We start from the raw sequence: 18,623 nt of genomic DNA, 5'->3' as shown, positions 1-18,623 counted from the left end.
CGGAGATATGAGCCATGGCTACAACTACAACCACTCCAATGGCCTTCAGCGGCCGGCCCAGCGTTAACTGGACGCTTACCTTCCAGCGAGTGATTACCCTGGTAGTGATTCTGCTTCTTTGGCAGTTCGCACTGATGAGCGGGCTTCTGCCCAAAATCACCCCGGGCGTCCCCGATATTGTGACCTCCATCTTCACCGTGGTCACCATGGGCAACTTCTGGGTGGGCTTCGGTTACACGCTCTTCGCCGCATTGGCGGGCTGGTTGCTCTCCTGTGCAATCGGCGTCGTCCTGGGGCTGCTGATCGGCACGGTCCGTCCGCTGGACCGCTCAGCCGCTTTGATCGTTGAATTCGGCCGCGCCTTTCCGACCATCGCGCTAATGCCGGTGATGATGCTGGTGCTGGGTGCCACGACGAACATGAAAATCACCATGGTCGTGCTCGCCGCGGTCTGGCCCGTACTGGTGCAGTCAATCCTTGGATCTCGAAGACTGGATCCAGGCATCGTATCCACTGCGACGGTCTTTCAGATCCCGAAGGGCTTGTGGTTCCGAAAAGTCTTGTTGCCGTCAGCCCTGCCGTTCATCGCCACCGGCGTGCGCATCTCAGCGTCCATCGCGATACTTGCCGCGGTCGGAGTCGAGGTCCTGACCCAGGTGCCGGGGCTGGGACGACTGATCACGCTCGCCCAGGAGGCAGAGCGCTGGGACAACGCACTTGCCTACTTGTTCTTCGCGGGCATCTTCGGATGGCTCGTGGCCTCTTTACTGGGCCGGGCAGAGGGGCGTCTGCTCCGATGGAACAGACAGAGTGATGACTGAGCCCTCCACGACGAGCACACCCCCTCCGATAAACCTCCAGTGCATCGAGCTCAAACCGACCAGGAGCGTCATATGAGAACTTTGACAAACGTGTTGTGGCGGCTCTGGCTGCCCGTTTTACTAGTCGTCCTCTGGTGGTTCGCCTCGGCGAACAGCACCAACCTGTTTGTTCCCCCGCTCTCACGGATCCTCGGCGTGATGGGCCGGGACTTTACCAACGGCGTACTACTGCAGGCCATGAGCTCGAGTCTCTCTAACCTGGCGTTAGGGCTGCTGATCGCCAGCGTCGTGGGTGTGGCCTTGGGGCTCATCCTGGGCGAAACAAAACGGCTGCGGCTTATCCTCGACCCCTACATACACTTCGTACGTTCCGTGCCGCAGTCCGCCTTGGTTCCGCTAATTATCGGTATTTTCGGATTGGGTTCAGCTTCGAAGATCTACGCCGTAGCCCTCGCCTGCGTCTGGCCGATCCTGCTGAACACAATCGATGGAAGCCTGGGCGTGGAGGTCGGGGTGCGACGGGTGTCCCGCGTCTTCGGTATCCCGCGGATGCTCTACTACCGTCGGGTGGTGCTTCCGGGAGCCATGCCTCAGGTCATCGCCGGCATACGCGTCGCGCTGCCAATCGGCATCGTCGTCATGGTAGTCAGCGAGCTTTTCGCCTCCAATGTCGGGCTGGGCTTCTACATCCTTCACTCCTCCAGCACTTTCCGGATCCCCGAGACATGGAGTGGGGCGCTGCTCGTGGGTGTCATCGGCTACGTCCTGGTGATCGGCTTCAGCCTGATCGACAGGCAGATCTTGGCTTGGTATCACAAATCCGGCGCCCGCTGATGCGCCACGACACGTCTTTTATAAGGAGTCTGAATCATGTCTAACACCGAAAGCGTCCCCGGCGGTACGCTGACACGCGTCAGCGAAGATTCCCTGCTGCGCGTCACAGACCTCTCCCTGGGATACGGGGAGGGTGCTGATGAGAAGCGCATCATCGAGAATCTCAGCCTCACTGTCGGCAACGGGGAGTTTGTCTCGATTGTCGGCCCGTCCGGCGTCGGCAAAACCACTCTGCTCAAAGGCCTGTCCGGTCTGCTCAAACCGAAGGCCGGCCAAGTCGTGGTGGGCGGCGGTGCCCTTGAGGGACCGCACCGTGATGTGGCCGTGGTCTTTCAGGACTACTCGCGGTCCCTGATGCCGTGGATGACCACCCGCGAGAATATCGCCTTCCCGCTGCAAGGGCGCGGACAGAAGAAGCCTTTGCGCAACAAAGCCGCGGACGAGGCCTTGGATGCCGTGGGGCTGGGCGGCCAGGGGAACAAGTACCCATGGGAGATGTCCGGTGGTATGCAGCAGCGTGTGGCCATCGCCCGTGCACTGGCCTACAACGCCAAGGTGTTACTCATGGACGAGCCATTTGCCTCCGTCGATGCGCAAACACGCTTTGACCTCGAAGACCTGGTAATCGACCTCCGGGAGAAGCTCGGAGTGACCATTATGCTCGTGACGCACGACGTAGACGAGGCCATCTATCTGGCTGACAGGGTGATTGTCATCGCCGAGAAACCGGCCACCGTCGTGGACGTGATCGAGACCGGCTTCGGCACGCACCGCGATCAAGTTGCCACCAAAGCGGACCCGCGGTTCCAGGACGCCCGCGGCCGCATCCTGACTCGACTTCGGAAGTAAGCACCCGGCACCCTAACGTTTCCGTCCGGGGGGAGGTCGGCCGTCAGCAAAGGTGCGACGTGCGCGAGTGCGCAGGTTGCCATCAGTGATAATGGCTGTTCACCTGACCCTGGTGGCCGCCTCCACGGAGCCGAAAGCCATGCCAGCAAATCTCAGTGAAGGCACTGTCGAACCTCTCCTAGCTCAGGCACGGACGTCGCCACACCATTTAACTGGGAGACCACTCCTCGTCGTAGACCTGATCCGGGTCCGTGTGGTGCTCCACGAAAATGCTGGCGGCACCAACAGGCTGTCCGCGGCAATGTTGCCAGCGCATTGACCCACCGCACATCAGTAGGTGAGCTGCGCTTGTGCCGGCCACTTTCGAAGCCACGTCCCGGCAACCGGCAGGACTGCCAAGCGCGCCTTCCCCTGGATAATGCGACTCCCCCAATGCCTGCATGGGCACACGGACTCTGGGATCCACCTATCCACGAACGAAAGCATGACCTCTAAGCCCGCAGATGTGGCCTGAAATGGCCGGATCAGCCCATGGCATCGCTGCGAACAGGCGCCGTCGGTGCAGGCGGGAACGAGGCGGGCAAAGTTGAAGCGCCAGCCGTACCTGACGCCACACAAGTGGAGTTTCTCTGATCAGCAGATATGCGGCATCAACGGTGATGAAGAGCGTTATTCAAGGTCCGTTCCCTTCCACCGATCACGGGTTGGGGCACCAGTCCCTCTCGAGAATGATGATGAAAAGTAGCTTCATCAAGCTGACGTCTGCGTCACATCCGACAGACCTTCGGACTGGGCAACTCGCTGCGCCTCCGGAAGGAACCCCACTTCGAGAATGTTATTCATGGACCTGGTGTAGTGCTCTCTCAGCAACCGTCCTGCTAGCTCGGCGTCTCGGTCCACAACGGCCTGCAGGATTTCTCGGTGCTCCTGGTCCATGTCGCGGCTCACGGATTTCTTTGACGGCGCCGACCAGCGGCGGTGCAGCGAGTTCTCATCTGCCAGCACGGAGGTCAGGTCGATCAGTACTGGCAGTCCACACGCCGAGAGCATTTTCTTGTGGAAGTTGTCATGGGCCTCGACCCACTCAGGATTCAGCTCCAGGGTGTCGTCCAAGAACCGCGGAATGCGCTCCAGCATATGGTGGGCGGCGAAAACCTCGGACTCCCAATGCAGGTCGCCCCGTTCAATGGCGAGCTGAATGCCGTACTCCTCGGCGCGGCACCTCAACTCGTTGAAGTCCCGCAGCTCATCGAGCGAGATCTGGGGAACAAAGAAGCCGCGATTCGGCTTGAGCTCCACCAGCCGGTCACCAGAGAGTCGCGTGAGGGCCTCCCGCACCACGGTGCTGGAGGTTGCATAGTGCTTGGACAAGGGCATCAGCTGCAGATTCTGCCCCGGAAGCCAGCGCCCTGCCAGAATATCTTTGCGTATCCGGTCGCGTACGCCGGTGCTGAGGGTTTCAGAATTGCCGCTTCGTGCCATGACTGCAATATACTTCAAATTACGCAAACATGTCACCACCACCATCTAATGTATTATGACCATGTTTTGCATTCTGTTTACGACCCGTCCGAAGAACAACCTCCGGTTCGTGTTGGGCCCCTTCACCGATCACCTCTCCGCAGGATCGCTCCCGACCATAAAACAAAAGCAGACACAGTGTGGACATTGTCCACGCCTCCTTGGGCAGGACAAACGCCAGCGCATTGCCGCCTCGGCCGGCCAAACCCGCCTTGTTCGAAAGCCCTTGGTCGACTTTGAAGCAGTCATGCTGTCCCCGCTCCGGCGGAACATGAATAGAGGTAGGCCACGCCGGGCCCACCCGACAGAACCGGAATAAGGAACCGAATAACCCCCGTTCAGCAGGCGGAAGGCCTAACAGCCACGGACTCGAGCCCGCCACCCCACACACCTGAATAGGCCCTCGCGGCAGCCAGGCCACAACCCGCCAACCAAGAGTCAGAGGCACGCCACCACAAGCTATGTCAACACGTTAAAGCAAAAAGCCCCTCTGACGAGGCGATCTACTGTGCCCGAGGTGGGACTCGAACTACATTCTCGCCCTTGCAAACACTGCGAACCCGCGAATACATACGGAAACCGGAGTAATTCGAGGGCGGTACGAGGCACTCCGATACGAAAAGTGTGAACAATGTCCCCCCAATCGAGCTTTTCCTGAACATTCCAAGAGCTCTCCCGAATCCGGGCGACGTAGCTGTTCACTCTCCGCCATGAGACTTCTGGGCCCCAGAGTACGTCCGCCTCAACCGCTGCACCGTGCGTCCCCCCGAAGCGGATGGATTCACCGTTATCAGCATTCGACCTGCAGCCAGCATCGGTGAGGATTTCATCGCTTCGGGCAACACATGCTATGACAGAATCTGCCTGTCATTCAGGTTGTACCGGTGAAGAGACCGCCACCTAGCGCCGCCAATTAGAAGCCTGACGTCAATCAGCTTCGTCCAGAAACACCCCGACATCATCGTCCTCGTTGATGATGACTCATCCTTCGGCGTCGTCTAGCCAGGGCCAAAATACCGAAGCATCCGGGGCCACAACATCTATCAAACCACTCGTGGACCCATTCTCCCGCTCAATCCGAACGCGGTCGCCCGAGTCAAGCCACATCCAATCTTCAACCATAAGCCTTTCACCGGGGGCTGGCTTCGCTTGCATGGCTGAGCAAGTTTCGAAAAGGTGGCGTATTTCCATTCCACGGCCCTTTACCAGCCGCGCTCAGCGAGGCGGTGGGGCTGGGGGATCTCGTCGACGTTGATGCCCACCATCGCTTCGCCCAGGCCGCGGGAGGCCTTGGCGATGACGTCGGGATCGTCGTAGAAGGTGGTGGCCTTCACGACGGCGGCGGCGCGCTGGGCGGGGTTGCCGGACTTGAAGATGCCGGAGCCGACGAAGACGCCGTCGGCGCCGAGCTGCATCATCATCGCGGCGTCAGCGGGCGTGGCGATGCCGCCGGCGGTGAACAGGACCACGGGGAGCTTGCCGGCGGCGGCGACTTCCTTGACCAGTTCGTACGGGGCCTGCAGTTCCTTGGCCGCGACGTAGAGCTCGTCCTCGGGCAGGGCGGAGAGCTTGGCGATCTCGGCACGGATCTGGCGCATGTGGCCGGTGGCGTTGGAGACGTCGCCGGTGCCGGCCTCGCCCTTGGAACGGATCATGGCTGCGCCCTCGTTGATGCGGCGCAGGGCCTCACCGAGGTTGGTGGCACCGCAGACGAAGGGAACCTTGAAGTTCCACTTGTCGATGTGGTTGATGTAGTCGGCCGGGGTCAGGACCTCGGACTCGTCGATGTAGTCCACGCCGAGGGACTGCAGGACCTGGGCCTCGACGAAGTGGCCGATCCGGGCCTTGGCCATGACCGGGATGGACACGGCATCGATGATCTGGTCGATCATGTCCGGATCGGACATCCGGGATACGCCGCCCTGGGCGCGGATATCGGCAGGAACGCGCTCCAGCGCCATGACAGCCACGGCACCGGCGTCTTCGGCGATGCGGGCCTGCTCGACGTTGACGACGTCCATGATGACGCCGCCCTTGAGCATCTCAGCCATGCCACACTTCACGCGGCTGCTGCCCGTGACGCTGTTCGCGGAGTTCATTGTATCGGTCCTTCTGCAGAACGTTTTGTTTGGTTGTGGATGCGCGGGAGAGGGAGGACCTTTCGCTCTTCCCGGGGTGCCGGGAAGAGCGAAAGGCAGGTTCAGCTGTTTGCACTCCCCCGATGAGCTCAGCCTGATACGGTCTGCCCTCCGGCCCGGCGGGACTCGGCGTCCTTGCGGTTCTGCTCCACGTAGCCGCGCTTGGGGAAGCCGACGGACTCGGGGGCGCCTGGGAGGGTCTCGCCGCGGAGCGTGGCCTGGGCGGTTTCCCGCATGCAGAGGACACTCACCAGCCCGATTACGCCGGCGATCGCCATGTACCAGCCTGGCACCAGCTGGTTGCCGGTGGTCTCGATAAGCTGGTTCGCGATGGTTTGCGACGGTCCGGCAAAGAATGCGGTGGAAAAGTTGTAGGCGATGGCGAAGCCGGTGTACCGGACCGCCGTGGGAAACAGGGCCGGCAGCGTTGAGGACACCGAAGCCACCAGGATCACCAGGAGGAGTCCGAGCACCGCCAGGCCCAGGAATTGCAGCAGCACGTTGGGAACGCCGAGCAGCATGACCGCAGGGACGGACAACAAACTGTAACCGGCTGCGGCGACCAGCAGCAGCGGCTTGCGGCCGAACCGGTCCGACAGCGCACCCACGGGCGGGATGGCTACCAGCATCATGGCCATGATGGCCACCAGCATCCAGTTGCCCTGCGCGGTACTGTGTCCCAGTTGTGCGCTCAGGTAGGTGGGCATGTAGCCAAGGATGAGGTAGAACGCCACGTTCAGCAGGACTACGAATCCTGCCAGCACCAGCAGCTGGCGCCAGTTGTGCTTGAATGCGTGGCGCAACGGCGAATGCGTGATTTCTTTGTGCTGGGACGCCTCGGAGAACACCGGTGCTTCCACCAGACGGGTCCGGATCCACAGGGCCGTGAGTCCCAGCGGGACGGTCAGCAGGAACGGTACGCGCCACCAGCCATCCTGCATGCCCTGGTCCCCCACCACGGCAATCAGCGTGGTGCAGACGATGGCCGCCAGGATGAAGCCCACGGTGGTGCCGAATTCGAGGAACGAACCCAGGAAACCTCGGCGGCGGTCCGGGGCAGACTCGGCCATGTAAACGGCTGCGCCTCCGTACTCTCCGCCGGCAGAGAAGCCCTGCACCAGCCGGCAGACCAGCAGCAGCACCGGCGCCAGCAACCCTACGGTTCCCAGCGTGGGAAGCAGGCCGATGGCACCGGTAGCCAACGTCATTAGGGTCACGGTGAGGACCATGACTTTCTGCCGCCCCACCCTGTCTCCCAGCGGGCCGAGGATCAAGCCCCCAAGGGGGCGGACCAGGAAGGACAGTGCCAGGGTGGCAAGCGTCAGCGTGACGCCCAGGCCGCCGTCGCCCTCGGCGGAGCCGAAGAAGTTCGCGGCCATGTAGATGGTGAGGTAGCCGTAGACGCCGTAATCGAACCACTCCACGGCATTGCCCAGGGCCGACCCCAGGATGGAGCGGCGCAGTGAACGCTTGCCCTCGTCGGTACGGGGTTCGGCTCCCGGCGCCGTCACGGGTTCCGGTTGCTTGTTGGAAACGGGCTGGGGACTGGTCATCATTGGTTCGTCCTTGCTAGGGGGCTGTGGGGGGGCTTCTTCGCCTGCAGTGCGGGGGAATTCAGCCGCGTGGCACGGCCATGTATTTGGTTTCGAGGAATTCTTCGATGCCTATGCGCCCGCCCTCGCGCCCCAGGCCTGAAGCCTTGATTCCGCCGAACGGAGCAGCCGGATTGGAGACGATACCGGTGTTCAATCCAACCATGCCCACCTCCAGCGCGTCACCCATCCGGAATCCGCGGTCCACGTCCTGCGTGAACAGGTAGCCCACCAGGCCCCACGGGGTGTCGTTGGCCAGCCGGATGACTTCCTCTTCGGTGTCGAACGGCACAACGGGTGCCACGGGGCCGAAGATTTCCTGGCTCATCAGGTCGGCTTCTTCGCTGACGCCGGAGAGGACCGTGGGGGTGTAGAAGTAGCCGGGCCGCTGCGGGCGTGAGCCACCGCAAACAACGGTGGCACCCTTGGCCACGGCGTCGTCCACCAGTTCCTGTACCTTGGTCAGCGCCTTCTCCTCGACGAGGGGTCCGACGTCGGTCCCGGGCTCGGTACCGTCACCTACGGAGAGTGCGTCCAAGCGGGCGGCGAGCCGGCGGGCGAATTCGTCTGCGACGGGGCGCTGGACAAAGAGGCGATTGGCAGCCGTGCACGCCTCGCCCATGTTGCGCATCTTGGCTGCCACCGCTCCGTCAACGGCGCGGTCCAGGTCGGCGTCCTCGAACACGATGAACGGCGCGTTGCCGCCCAGCTCCATGGAGGAGCGCATGACGTGCTGGGCAGCCTGCTCCAGCAGCCGGACGCCCACTTCGGTGGAGCCGGTGAAACTGACCTTGCGGGCAATACCACTGGACATCCAAGGCGAAACAACAGCGGAAGCCTTGGTGGTGCACACCACGTTCAGGACGCCCTTAGGCAGGCCGGCCTCGATGAGGATGTCCACCAGCGCCAACGAGGACAGCGGGGTCAGGTTGGCTGGTTTGAACACCATAGTGCAGCCTGCGGCGATGGCAGGGCCAATCTTGCGCGTGCCCATTGCGAGCGGAAAGTTCCACGGTGTGACCAGTACGCAGGGTCCCACCGGCTGCTTGGAGACCAGGATGCGGTTCTTGCCGTCCCCGGTGGTGGTCAGGTCGCCTCCGATCCTGACGGCTTCCTCGGAGAACCAACGGAAGAACTCTGCGGCGTAGGCTACTTCTCCCTTGGCCTCGGCGAACGGCTTTCCCATTTCGGAGGTCATGATGAGGGCCAGTTCGTCCTGGCGGGCCATGATGAGATCGTAGGCGCGTCGGAGGATTTCGCTGCGCTCGCGCGGTGCGGTCTTGGCCCAGTCTTCCTGGACGCGGCCTGCTGTCTCGATGGCGCGACGGGCGTCCTCCGGGCCGCCGTCGGCCACGGTGGCGATGACTTCCTCGGTGGCGGGGTTGAGAACGTCGAACCGGGCGCCGGAGGCGGCTTCGGTCCATTCACCGTCGATAAAGAGGCCGGTGCTGACCTTGGCGATGGCGTCCCTGGCCTGCTGCGAGGTGCCGGCGGTCTGGGTGGTCTGGGTTGTCATATCGGAAATCCTTTTTCGTTGGCGATGGAGAGTCTGGTCAGGCTTGTTTTGGGACAGTTTGTCCCGGGTCCAGGAGCTGGGCGAGATGGTATCCCGGCCGTTCGGGATCGATCTGCTTGACCTGCATGGCACAGGAGAACCCGTCAGTGAGGACCACGGATCCGGTTCCGGTGGCTCGCAGCGCTGGCGCCAGGGCCTGCTCGGCAACCTTCATGCTCACCTCGAAGTGTTCCTTTTCGAAACCGAAGTTCCCTGCCACGCCGCAGCAACCGGTGGCGTCCACCACGTTGGCTACGCCCATGGCCGCAAGTGCGCTCCCCTGGGTCTTCGCGCCGAACACAGAGTACTCATGGCAATGCGTCTGCAGCACCACTTGGTCCGGAAGCGGCGCGGCCGGTGCGGGCGTCCAGCCTGAAGCGGCGAGTTCACCCACATGCTGGGCGAAGCTGCGGACCCTCGCGGCAACCCGCCGGGCCTGGTCAGTGTGGACCAGTTCGGGCAGGTCCTTCCGCAGCGCCGCGGCACAGCTGGGCTCCACCACCACGATGGGATGGTCCGTGCCATCGTCCAGGACCTCAGCGGCGTTGGCCATCAGCTTCTTCGCGGTACCCAGCTGCCCGGTGGAGATCCATGTCAGCCCGCAGCACGCGTCTGCCGAGCATTCCGTGGGTGCCCCCGTACTGGCCAGCACCCGGGCCGCGGCACCTGCCACCTCTGGCCGGAAGCCTTTGGTGAAGGTATCCACAAAGAGCACGACGCCGGTTGCCGCGGCACCCAGGGGACCACCGGCAGGGTGGCCGGCACCCAAGGTGGTGTCACCTTTCCGGCGCGTCCCGCCGTCGTGATCCTGCCGCAGCGCCTTCCGGTGCAGCGCCTTCCGGCCAGGCATGGCCACGCCCGCCGCGGCTACCTCTTTCCGCCATTCGCTGTCACCGGCGAACCGGGGCAGGTCACGGCGGGTGGTCAGGCCACCCAGCATGGCGGCGAATTTGCCCAGCGGCGTCGCCAGGACAGCGTTGACCAGCGGCGCAATGTGCCCGGTGACCTTGAGCCAGCGCGGCAGCCAGCCCAGCGAGAAATGCGAGAGCGGGCGCAGCCTGCCCTGGTAGTAGTGGCTGAAGAACTCGGATTTGTAGGTGGCCATGTCCACACCCGTGGGGCAGTCGCTGGAGCAGGCCTTGCATGAGAGGCACAGGTCCAGTGCTTCCCGTACCTCCTCGGACTTCCAGCCCTCGTCCACGGTGCGCGCGCCGCGGACCATGTCCTGCAGCACGCGGGACCGGCCGCGGGTGGAGTCTTTTTCGTCACCGGTGGCCCGGTAGCTGGGGCACATCACGCCGCCGGCGTCCGTGCGGCAGCGGCCTACGCCGATGCACGCCTGGACGGCATGCACCCACGGATCCATCCCGCTGCCGGTGGAATCGGCCGGGTTGTCCGTTTCGCTGGCCGAGCCGCCGCCGGAATGAAGCGGCCGGAGGTCAAAGCTGGTGCGCCATTCCCGCTGCGGCACGCCGTCCAGCGCCAGGTTCTCATCCAGCGGGTCAGGGTCCGTGAGGGACCCCGGATTGAGGATGGATACGGGATCCCACAGCCTGCGGAAGTCTGAAAACGCCGCCAGCATCCGCGCCGAGTACATCAGCGGAAGCAGCTGCGAACGGGCCCTGCCGTCCCCGTGCTCGCCGGAGAGCGAGCCACCGTGCCGGACCACCAGCTTCGCCGCCTCCGCGGAAAACCGGCGGAACACCTCGCGGCCTTCCTCCGTGCGGAGATCGTAAGTGATGCGGATGTGCATGCAGCCTGCGCCGAAGTGCCCGTACATGACCCCCTGCAGCCCGAAGCTGTCCAGCAGCCCCCGGAAATCGGCAAGGTAGCCGGCCAGGTTTTCCGGTGCGACGGCGGAGTCCTCCCATCCGGGCCATGATTCGCCACCGCTGGCGAGACGGGCGGAAAGCCCGGCGCCATCCTCGCGGACCCGCCACAGCGAAGCGCGCTCCACCGTGTCCGGAACCAGGCGGCCGGCCACCAGGCGGCCGTTTTCTAGGAGCCGGGCCAGCAGGCGGTCAGCCTCGGCGCGCACCTGGGCGGGATCGTCGCCGTCGAGGTCCACATACAGCCAGGCCTTGCCCTCCGGCAGTCCGAGCACCGATTCGGCGCCGCGCCGGAAACGCATGGTGTCCACGATAGCTTCGTCGATGCCTTCCACGGCGGCCGGCGAGAATTCCAAGATGGTGGTGATGTCCCGCGCTGCGTCCACCACGTCTGCGTAACCCAGGCAGACCAGCAGAGCACTGGCCGGTTTGGGGACCAGCTTCATCCTCGCACCGGTGATGATGGCGCAGGTTCCTTCCGAACCCACCAGGGCGCGCGCTACGTTGAAGCCCTTTTCCGGCAGCAGGTTATCCAGGTGGTATCCCGAAACCTGCCGCTGGATCCGGCCCAGCTCAACCCGGAACTCGGCCAGGTTGGCGTGCGCCAGTTCCTTCAGCGAATCCGTCAGTGCGGCTGCATGCGCTGACGCAGCGTTGTCGGCAGGGTCCGTGGCACGAAGTCCGTCCGCTGTGGCGGTGAGCCGGGCACCCCCGGAGGTGACGACGTCGATCTCCACAACGTGGTCCGACGTGCGGCCATAGCGCACGGAGTGGTTCCCGCATGCGTCATTCCCGAGCGAACCGCCAATGGTGGCCCGGTTTTTGGAGGACGGGTCCGGGGCGAACGTGTAGCGGTTGCCTGTGGCCCGCTCCACCTCGCGGGAGAGCACTGCCAGGACCACTCCCGGATCCACCGAGACTGTCCCGGCGGCCTCGTCGATGCCGTGGATGCGGTTCATGTGGCGCGAGAAGTCCAGCACCACGCCGGGTCCGATCGCGTTGCCGGCCATGGACGTGCCCCCGCCGCGGCTGATCAGCGGGGTGGCGGTCTCCCGGCACGCCGCCAGCGTTCCCACCACGTCCTCGGTGGACCGCGGGAACACCACGGCGAGCGGCGCCACGCGGTAATTGGAGGCGTCATAGGAATACTCAGCCAGCCGCCGCGGCGAAGCATCCGCGTCGATGCCGGCCGCGGACAACCGCTGCAGTATCCGCTGCTGCGCCGGGTCAGGGCCGGCTGCGGATACGACGGTGGCCCGTGTGTCGGGCAGGGAGCATACAGTCATCGCGCGACTCAGGCTCCAGCTGTGGCGGGAACAGCGCCGACCACGGCACCGACGGCCGCTTCGAAGCGCTCCAGGCCGGTGGCGATCTCTTCGGCGGTGACTACCAGCGCCGGGATGAGGCGGACCACGTTGCCTGCAGGGCCGCAGGTCAGGGTCAGCAGCCCCTGCTCCGTGGTGGCCTGCTGGATTGCCGCGGCCGTGGCTGCATCCGGCTTGCCGTCCTCGCCGGTGAACTCAATGCCCTGCATCAGGCCGCGGCCGCGGACATCGCCGATGACCGGGAACCGCTGCTGGATCTCCTTGAGGCCCGCCTGGAGCTGCTCGCCGCGGATGCGGGAGTTCTCCACGAGGCCTTCTTCCTTGACCACTTCGAGGGTGGCGACGCCGGCCGCAGCGGAAACTGCGTTTCCGCCGTAGGTACCGCCCTGGGAACCGGGCCAAGCCTTGGACATGGTTTCGGTGGAGGCGGCGATGGCGGAAATCGGGAAGCCGGAGGCGATGCCCTTTGCCGTGATGATGATGTCCGGGGTGGCGTTGGAGTACTGGTGGCCCCAGAACTTTCCGGTGCGGCCCACGCCGGCCTGGACCTCATCGAAGATCAGCTGGATGCCGTACTTGTCGGCACGCTCACGCAGGCCCTCCATGAAGGCGGGCGGGGTGGGCAGGTAGCCGCCGTCCCCCAGGGCCGGTTCGATGAGGAAAGCGGCGGTGTCGTTGGGGGCCGTGCGGGTCTGCAGCAGGTAGTCCAGTTCCTGCAGGGCAAACTCAACGGCGAGTGCCTCGTCCCAGCCGTAGCGGTAGGCGTAGGGGAACGCGGACATGTGGACGCCGGCCATCAGCGGGGAGAAGCCGGCGGAGAATTTGGTGCCGGCGGTGGTGAGGGATGCTGCGGCGACGGTGCGGCCGTGGAAGCCGCCCTGGAACACCACGATGTTGGGGCGGGCGGTGGCCATGCGGGCCAGCCGGATGGCAGCTTCCACAGCTTCGGAGCCGGAGTTGGCGTAGAAGACGGAGTCCAGGCCGGAGGGGAGGACCTCACCGAGTTTTTCGGTCAGTTCCAGCAGCGGCTTGTGCATCACGGTGGTGTATTGGGCGTGGATGATCTTGCCCACCTGTTCCTGTGCTGCGGCCACGACCTTCGGGTGGCAGTGGCCGGTGCTGGTCACTCCGATGCCAGTGGTGAAGTCCAGGTAGTCTTTGCCGTCCGTCCCGTGGATCCAGCTGCCAAGGGCGTGGTCCACGACGACGGGGGTTGCTTGCTTGAGTGCGGGGCTGAGGGAAGTCATGCCACCCATGATGCAGGTCACATCTGTTTATTGTCAACAATCCTAATATCGCGTAGGGTTGTGGCGTGAGTAACACTGATATCCAAGGGCAGCACCTACCGGCCCCGGCAGGAGCATCCGAGGCAATGAAGCCCCGGGTTGTGATCCTGGTCGCCGAAGGGCAGCCCCGCCCCTACAACCTGACCGATATTGAACAGATGGCCGACGTGGTCCTCACGGACGCAGCCGGACTCGCGGAAGCATCACGCGGCGCCGACGTTCTATTCCTCTGGGACTTCTTCTCATCGGCACTGAGCGAAGCCTGGCCGCACGCCGATACCCTCAAATGGGTTCACGTGGCGGCGGCCGGAGTGGACGCGATGATGTTCGAGGAACTGCGCTCCTCGGACGTGGTGGTGACCAACGCCCACGGCACCTTTGACCGGCCGATCGCAGAATTCGTCCTGGCGTCCATCCTGGCGCACGACAAGCAACTGCACCGCAGCAAGGCACTGCAGCAGCAGTCCACGTGGCAACACCGCGAGCTGACCCGCACCGAGGGTTCCCGCGCACTGGTTGTGGGCACCGGCGGCATCGGCCGGGCCACAGCCCGGCTCCTGCGCGCGGTGGGGATTGACGTCCGCGGCGTGGGCCGCACCGCCGGCGGCGGCGACCCGGACTTCGGCACTGTCCTGGCCAGCGGGGACCTGGCGGCGCATGCGGGCTGGGCGGACCACGTGGTGCTCATTGCACCCCTGACCGACCAGACCAGGAACATGGTGGACCGCAAGGTTCTCGCCGCCATGAAGCCGTCCGCGCACCTCATCAACGTGGGCCGCGGCGCACTGGTGGACGAGACGGCGCTGATCGAGGCCCTTCAGGAGGGGCTGATTGCTGCTGCGTCCCTGGACGTCTTCACCGAGGAGCCGGTTCCTGCCGCGCACCCCTTCTGGGCCATGGACAACGTCCACATGTCCGCCCACATGTGCGGCGACGTGGTCGGCTGGCGGGACGCATTGGCGCGCCAATTCCAGGAGAATCTCGAGCACTGGACCAGCGGCGGGCAGCTCAACAACGTGGTGGACAAGCAGCGCGGCTACGTCAGCCGCCGATAGTCCTGCACACACCCCTGCCCGCAGCGCTGCGCGCCGGCTTGTGTGAGCCATGACACATGACGTAAATTGTAAACAATCTACTAACTAAATCGGAGGTGTCTCTTTGCTGTTCAGCCAAGAGGAATATGATGCCAGGCTCGCCGGCGTCCGCTTGCGCATGGCCAGGCAGGGGCTGTCAGCCCTGCTGGTCACCGATCCTGCCAACATCTACTACCTGACCGGCTACAACGCCTGGTCCTTCTATACCCCGCAACTGGTCTTTGTGCCGGCTGACGGCCCCATGCTGTTGTTTAGCCGGGCCATGGATGCCGGCGGCGCCACCCGGACCACCTGGCTGCCCGAGGAATGCATCGTAGGATACCCCGAGCAGTACGTCCACCGCCCGCATGTCCACCCCTTCGATTGGGTGGCTTTTGCATTGCGCGAGCGCCACCTCATCGCCCCTGCCACCAAAGGCTGCGTGGGCCTGGAGATGGACTCGCACTTCTTCTCCCCCAAGGCGTACCGTTCGCTGGTCAACGCCATCCCCGAATGGACCCTTGTGGACAGTTTCGAGCTGGTCAACTGGGTGCGCTCCGTCAAGTCCCCCGCCGAGATCCAGCTGATGCGCGGCGCCGCCCAGGTCTGCATGGCGGCGATGCAGGCTGCTGTGGAAACGATCGACGTCGGCGTCCGCCAATGCGATGCGGCCGCGGCGATCAGCCAGGCCCAGATCCGGGGCGCCAACGGCATCGGCGGCGACTACCCAGCCATCGTGCCGATGCTGCCCACCGGCGAAGCTGCCGACACCCCACACCTGACCTGGAGCGAGGACCGCTTCGAGGCCGGCCAGGCCGTGGTGATCGAACTCGCCGGCGCCCACCAGCGGTACCACACGCCCCTGGCGCGCACCCTGACGCTCGGCAAGAAGCCGGAGCGGCTCGCCAAGCTGGCAGACGCCGTCGCGGACGGTCTGAATGCCGTGCTTACCGAGGTCCAGCCGGGCGTTCCCGTCCGGGAACTTGCCCGCGCCTGGAACTGGACACTGGCCAAGTACGGCCTGGAAAAACCGTCCCGCATCGGTTACTCGATCGGCGTCGGCTACCCGCCGGACTGGGGCGAGCGCACCATCTCCATCCGCTCCGAGGAGGAATCCATCCTCGAGGAGAACATGACCTTCCACGTCATCGGAGGCATGTGGATGGACAACTACGGCTACGAACTCTCTGAATCCATCCGCGTCACCGCCGACGGGGTGGAAACCTTCACCAGCTTCCCCCGCGAACTCATCCAGAAAGGCGGCTAAGCCGTGAACCACATCGCTACCCGCGCCCAGGCATTGCCGCTGGCAGACCGCGCCGCCAGCCTGGTGGGCTCGGTAATCGACTCCAGCACGTCCCTGCTGGCCGCCCAGACCCACGACATTGTCCGCTTCGCCATGGGCTCCCCCGCGGACGAAGCCGTGCCGCTGGACGAATTCCGCGACATCGCTGACAAGGTCATCGACCACAGCTCCATGACCTACGGCGCCACCGAGGGCGAGCCCGTGCTCCTGAAGGCGCTGGTGGACTACCTTGCCGGGACCACGGATCCCACCACGGAGGACCGCGTCACCATCACCGCCGGCGGCATGCAGGGCCTGGACCTGGCGTGCAAGATCTTCATCAACCCCGGCGACCTGGTCATTGTTGAAAGCCCCACGTACACGAACGGCAGCGCCACCGCCCTGAGCTACGGCGCCGAACTGCTCGAAGCGCCTATGGACGAAAACGGCCTCATCGTCGAGGCCCTCCCGGAGTTGGTGGCCGCCGCCGGGCGCACGCCCAAGGCCATCTACACCATCCCCAACTTCCAGAACCCTTCCGGCGTCACCCTGTCACTGGCCCGGCGCCATCAGCTGTTGGAACTGGCCCACGAGTGGAACGCCGTGATAATCGACGACGACCCCTACGGTCTCCTCCGGTTCCAGGGCGAGGACCTGCCGTCCTTCCAGGCTCTGAGCCCGGGCGATCCGCTGCTTTTCTCTGTCCGCACGTTCTCTAAGATCCTGGCTCCGGGCCTGCGCGTGGGCTGGGTTGACACCGATCCGGCGCTCCGCCAGCTGGTCATCAACGCCAAGCAGGCGATGGACACCTGCACCAACGTCCCCAACCAGCACATCGTGGCCGAATTCATCCGCCGCGGCGGCCTGGACAACCACCTGGCCGGCCTGCGCACGGAGTACAAGCGCCGCAAGGACGCGATGCAGGAAAGCCTCCGCCGGCACCTCGGCGACCGGATCACCACCACCGATCCTGAAGGGGGCTTCTTCCTCTGGCTCACCCTGCAGGGCGAGGATGCAGGGATCTCCACCCGGAAGCTCTTCGAAACGGCACTGGCAGAAGGGGTGGCGTTCATCCCCGGGCCAGCGCTGTCCGCCAGCGGGAAGTTCGACGACGCCGTCCGCCTCTGCTTCGCATCGACCACTCCGGAGCGGGCCGAGGAAGGCATCGTCCGGCTTGGCCGGGCCATGGACCGTGAGCTTTCAGCGCTTAAGGCCGGGGCAGGCGCGTGAGTGCCGCCGTCCAACAGGATCTGCAGCTCCTTGAGGACAGGGTCCTGGGCCTGATCAGCGAAGCTGACCTGGTGGCGCTCACCGCCGCACTGGTGGCGGCCGGCGGCGAGAACCCCGGCGGGACCGAGGAAGCCACCGTGCAGGTCCTGACGGAGTTCAGCCGGGCCGCTGGCCTGGACGTTGTCACCGAAACCGTCGCGGAGGGACGGCCGAACTTCACGGCCGTCCTGCCCGGCGGCAGCATGCCAGGCATGCTGTTCCTGGGCCATTCGGACGTTGTTCCGGCCGGGACCGGCTGGGAGCGTCCCCCGTTTGAACCCTACATACGGGACGGCCGGCTGTTCGGCCGCGGTTCCACGGACATGAAAGGCGGCCTTGCCGCCGTGCTCATCGCACTCAAGGCACTCAAGGCCGCCGGTGCCGAACTGCCGTTCAACGCGGCACTGGCCTGCACCGTGGATGAGGAGGACCTGGGCATCGGCATCCGCGCGTACACCGCCTCCGCCGCAGCCGATCCGGCCTTCAGCTATTCGGCCTGCGTGGTGGCGGAGCCCACCGACCTGGAGACCGTGATCGGCTGCCGGGGTGACAGCTACATCGAACTGAAAGTCACCGGCAAGTCAGCCCACTCCGGCCGGCCCGCCGACGGCCGGAACGCCATCGATGCCGCCGCCAGGATCCTGGAACTGGTCCGCAAGGACCACGCCGTGCTTCAGGAGGACCAGGACGCGCTACTGGGCGCGGGCACCTGGAACATCGGCCTCATCCAGGGCGGCACGGGCACCTCCATGGTGGCCGCGGAATGTACCGTTTCACTCGACCGCCGGCTCATGCCTGACGACGACGCGCAGCAAATCCTGGACCGCCTCCTGGCACAGGTCCGGGAGGCCGGCATCGACACGGACGGCATCTCGGTCTCGGCCGGGGTCACCATGGAGATGCCCGGTTTCCGCACCCCCGAGGACCACCCGCTGGTGTCTAACTCCGTGGCCGCGCTGGCGGACGCCGGCGTTGACAGCGCCATCCGCGGCTGGACGGCTGCCTGCGACGGCGGCTTCGTGGTCCGGGACCTCGGCGTGCCGGCGATTGTGATGGGCCCCGGCGGACTGAATGACCAGGCCCACCAAGTGAACGAATCCGTCAGCATTGCCGAGATTGTCGCCGCCGCCCGCGCTTACGCGCTGCTTTGCCTGCGGCACGGCGGGAGCAGACAGACCATCAATTAACGCGGAAGGGGGCCGGATGCACATTGTGCAGCCGGCCCCCTTCTTTTGAGCGGTAACAT

General features: G+C 64.8%; 13 protein-coding genes. 7 read left to right on the top strand and 6 right to left on the bottom strand.

The window, feature by feature from the left end:
• Positions 1 to 38: 38 nt before the first annotated feature.
• From K4G53_RS21120 to K4G53_RS21110, 3 genes are all read left to right on the top strand, one after another.
• Positions 39 to 821, top strand: coding sequence for an ABC transporter permease (locus tag K4G53_RS21120; RefSeq protein ID WP_221387633.1), 783 nt, complete (start codon positions 39 to 41; stop codon positions 819 to 821).
• Between the two features lie 72 nt (positions 822 to 893).
• Positions 894 to 1,655: an ABC transporter permease gene (locus K4G53_RS21115; RefSeq protein ID WP_221387632.1), complete on the top strand. Its 762-nt coding sequence runs from the start codon at positions 894 to 896 to the stop codon at positions 1,653 to 1,655.
• A gap of 36 nt (positions 1,656 to 1,691) precedes the next feature.
• A complete protein-coding gene (locus tag K4G53_RS21110; RefSeq protein ID WP_221387631.1) occupies positions 1,692 to 2,504 on the top strand; it encodes an ABC transporter ATP-binding protein in 813 nt (270 codons plus the stop codon).
• A 750-nt stretch (positions 2,505 to 3,254) separates the two neighbouring features.
• On the opposite strand, the gene K4G53_RS21105 is transcribed toward K4G53_RS21110, so the two are convergent.
• From K4G53_RS21105 to K4G53_RS21080, 6 genes are all read right to left on the bottom strand, one after another.
• A complete protein-coding gene (locus tag K4G53_RS21105) occupies positions 3,255 to 3,986 on the bottom strand; it encodes a GntR family transcriptional regulator (protein WP_221387630.1) in 732 nt (243 codons plus the stop codon).
• 1,241 nt (positions 3,987 to 5,227) lie between these two features.
• A complete protein-coding gene (pdxS, locus tag K4G53_RS21100) occupies positions 5,228 to 6,124 on the bottom strand; it encodes a pyridoxal 5'-phosphate synthase lyase subunit PdxS (RefSeq protein WP_221387629.1) in 897 nt (298 codons plus the stop codon).
• A gap of 128 nt (positions 6,125 to 6,252) precedes the next feature.
• Positions 6,253 to 7,719 carry an MFS transporter gene (locus tag K4G53_RS21095; protein ID WP_260323905.1) on the bottom strand — a complete coding sequence of 489 codons (1,467 nt, stop codon included), beginning with the start codon at positions 7,717 to 7,719 and terminating at the stop codon, positions 6,253 to 6,255.
• 58 nt (positions 7,720 to 7,777) lie between these two features.
• Positions 7,778 to 9,271 carry an NAD-dependent succinate-semialdehyde dehydrogenase gene (locus K4G53_RS21090; RefSeq protein WP_221387628.1) on the bottom strand — a complete coding sequence of 498 codons (1,494 nt, stop codon included), beginning with the start codon at positions 9,269 to 9,271 and terminating at the stop codon, positions 7,778 to 7,780.
• A 37-nt stretch (positions 9,272 to 9,308) separates the two neighbouring features.
• Positions 9,309 to 12,425 (bottom strand): FAD-binding and (Fe-S)-binding domain-containing protein, encoded by a 3,117-nt coding sequence (locus tag K4G53_RS21085; protein WP_221387627.1) that lies wholly within the window; start codon positions 12,423 to 12,425, stop codon positions 9,309 to 9,311.
• Positions 12,426 to 12,433: 8 nt separating this feature from the next.
• Entirely contained in the window at positions 12,434 to 13,711 is a 1,278-nt protein-coding gene (locus K4G53_RS21080) for an aspartate aminotransferase family protein (protein ID WP_221387626.1), read from the bottom strand.
• 125 nt (positions 13,712 to 13,836) lie between these two features.
• On the opposite strand from K4G53_RS21080, the gene K4G53_RS21075 reads away from it, so the two are divergent.
• The 4 genes from K4G53_RS21075 (at position 13,837) to K4G53_RS21060 (ending at position 18,564) form a co-directional block, all read left to right on the top strand.
• Positions 13,837 to 14,805, top strand: a complete 969-nt coding sequence (locus K4G53_RS21075; RefSeq protein ID WP_221387662.1) for a D-2-hydroxyacid dehydrogenase — start codon at positions 13,837 to 13,839, stop codon at positions 14,803 to 14,805.
• A gap of 103 nt (positions 14,806 to 14,908) precedes the next feature.
• A complete protein-coding gene (locus tag K4G53_RS21070; protein WP_221387625.1) occupies positions 14,909 to 16,090 on the top strand; it encodes a M24 family metallopeptidase in 1,182 nt (393 codons plus the stop codon).
• 3 nt (positions 16,091 to 16,093) lie between these two features.
• A complete protein-coding gene (locus K4G53_RS21065; RefSeq protein ID WP_221387624.1) occupies positions 16,094 to 17,338 on the top strand; it encodes a PLP-dependent aminotransferase family protein in 1,245 nt (414 codons plus the stop codon).
• On the top strand, positions 17,335 to 18,564 hold the full coding sequence (locus K4G53_RS21060; protein WP_308287947.1) for a M20 family metallopeptidase: 1,230 nt from the start codon (positions 17,335 to 17,337) through the stop codon (positions 18,562 to 18,564). Before K4G53_RS21065 ends, K4G53_RS21060 begins: the two co-directional genes overlap by 4 nt.
• Positions 18,565 to 18,623: the final 59 nt, after the last annotated feature.

Source organism: Arthrobacter sp. MAHUQ-56 (assembly GCF_019710585.1).
Classification (GTDB): domain Bacteria; phylum Actinomycetota; class Actinomycetes; order Actinomycetales; family Micrococcaceae; genus Arthrobacter.
The sequence above is the reverse complement of the archived record's forward strand: the minus strand, read 5'-3'. Positions and strand labels throughout refer to the sequence as shown.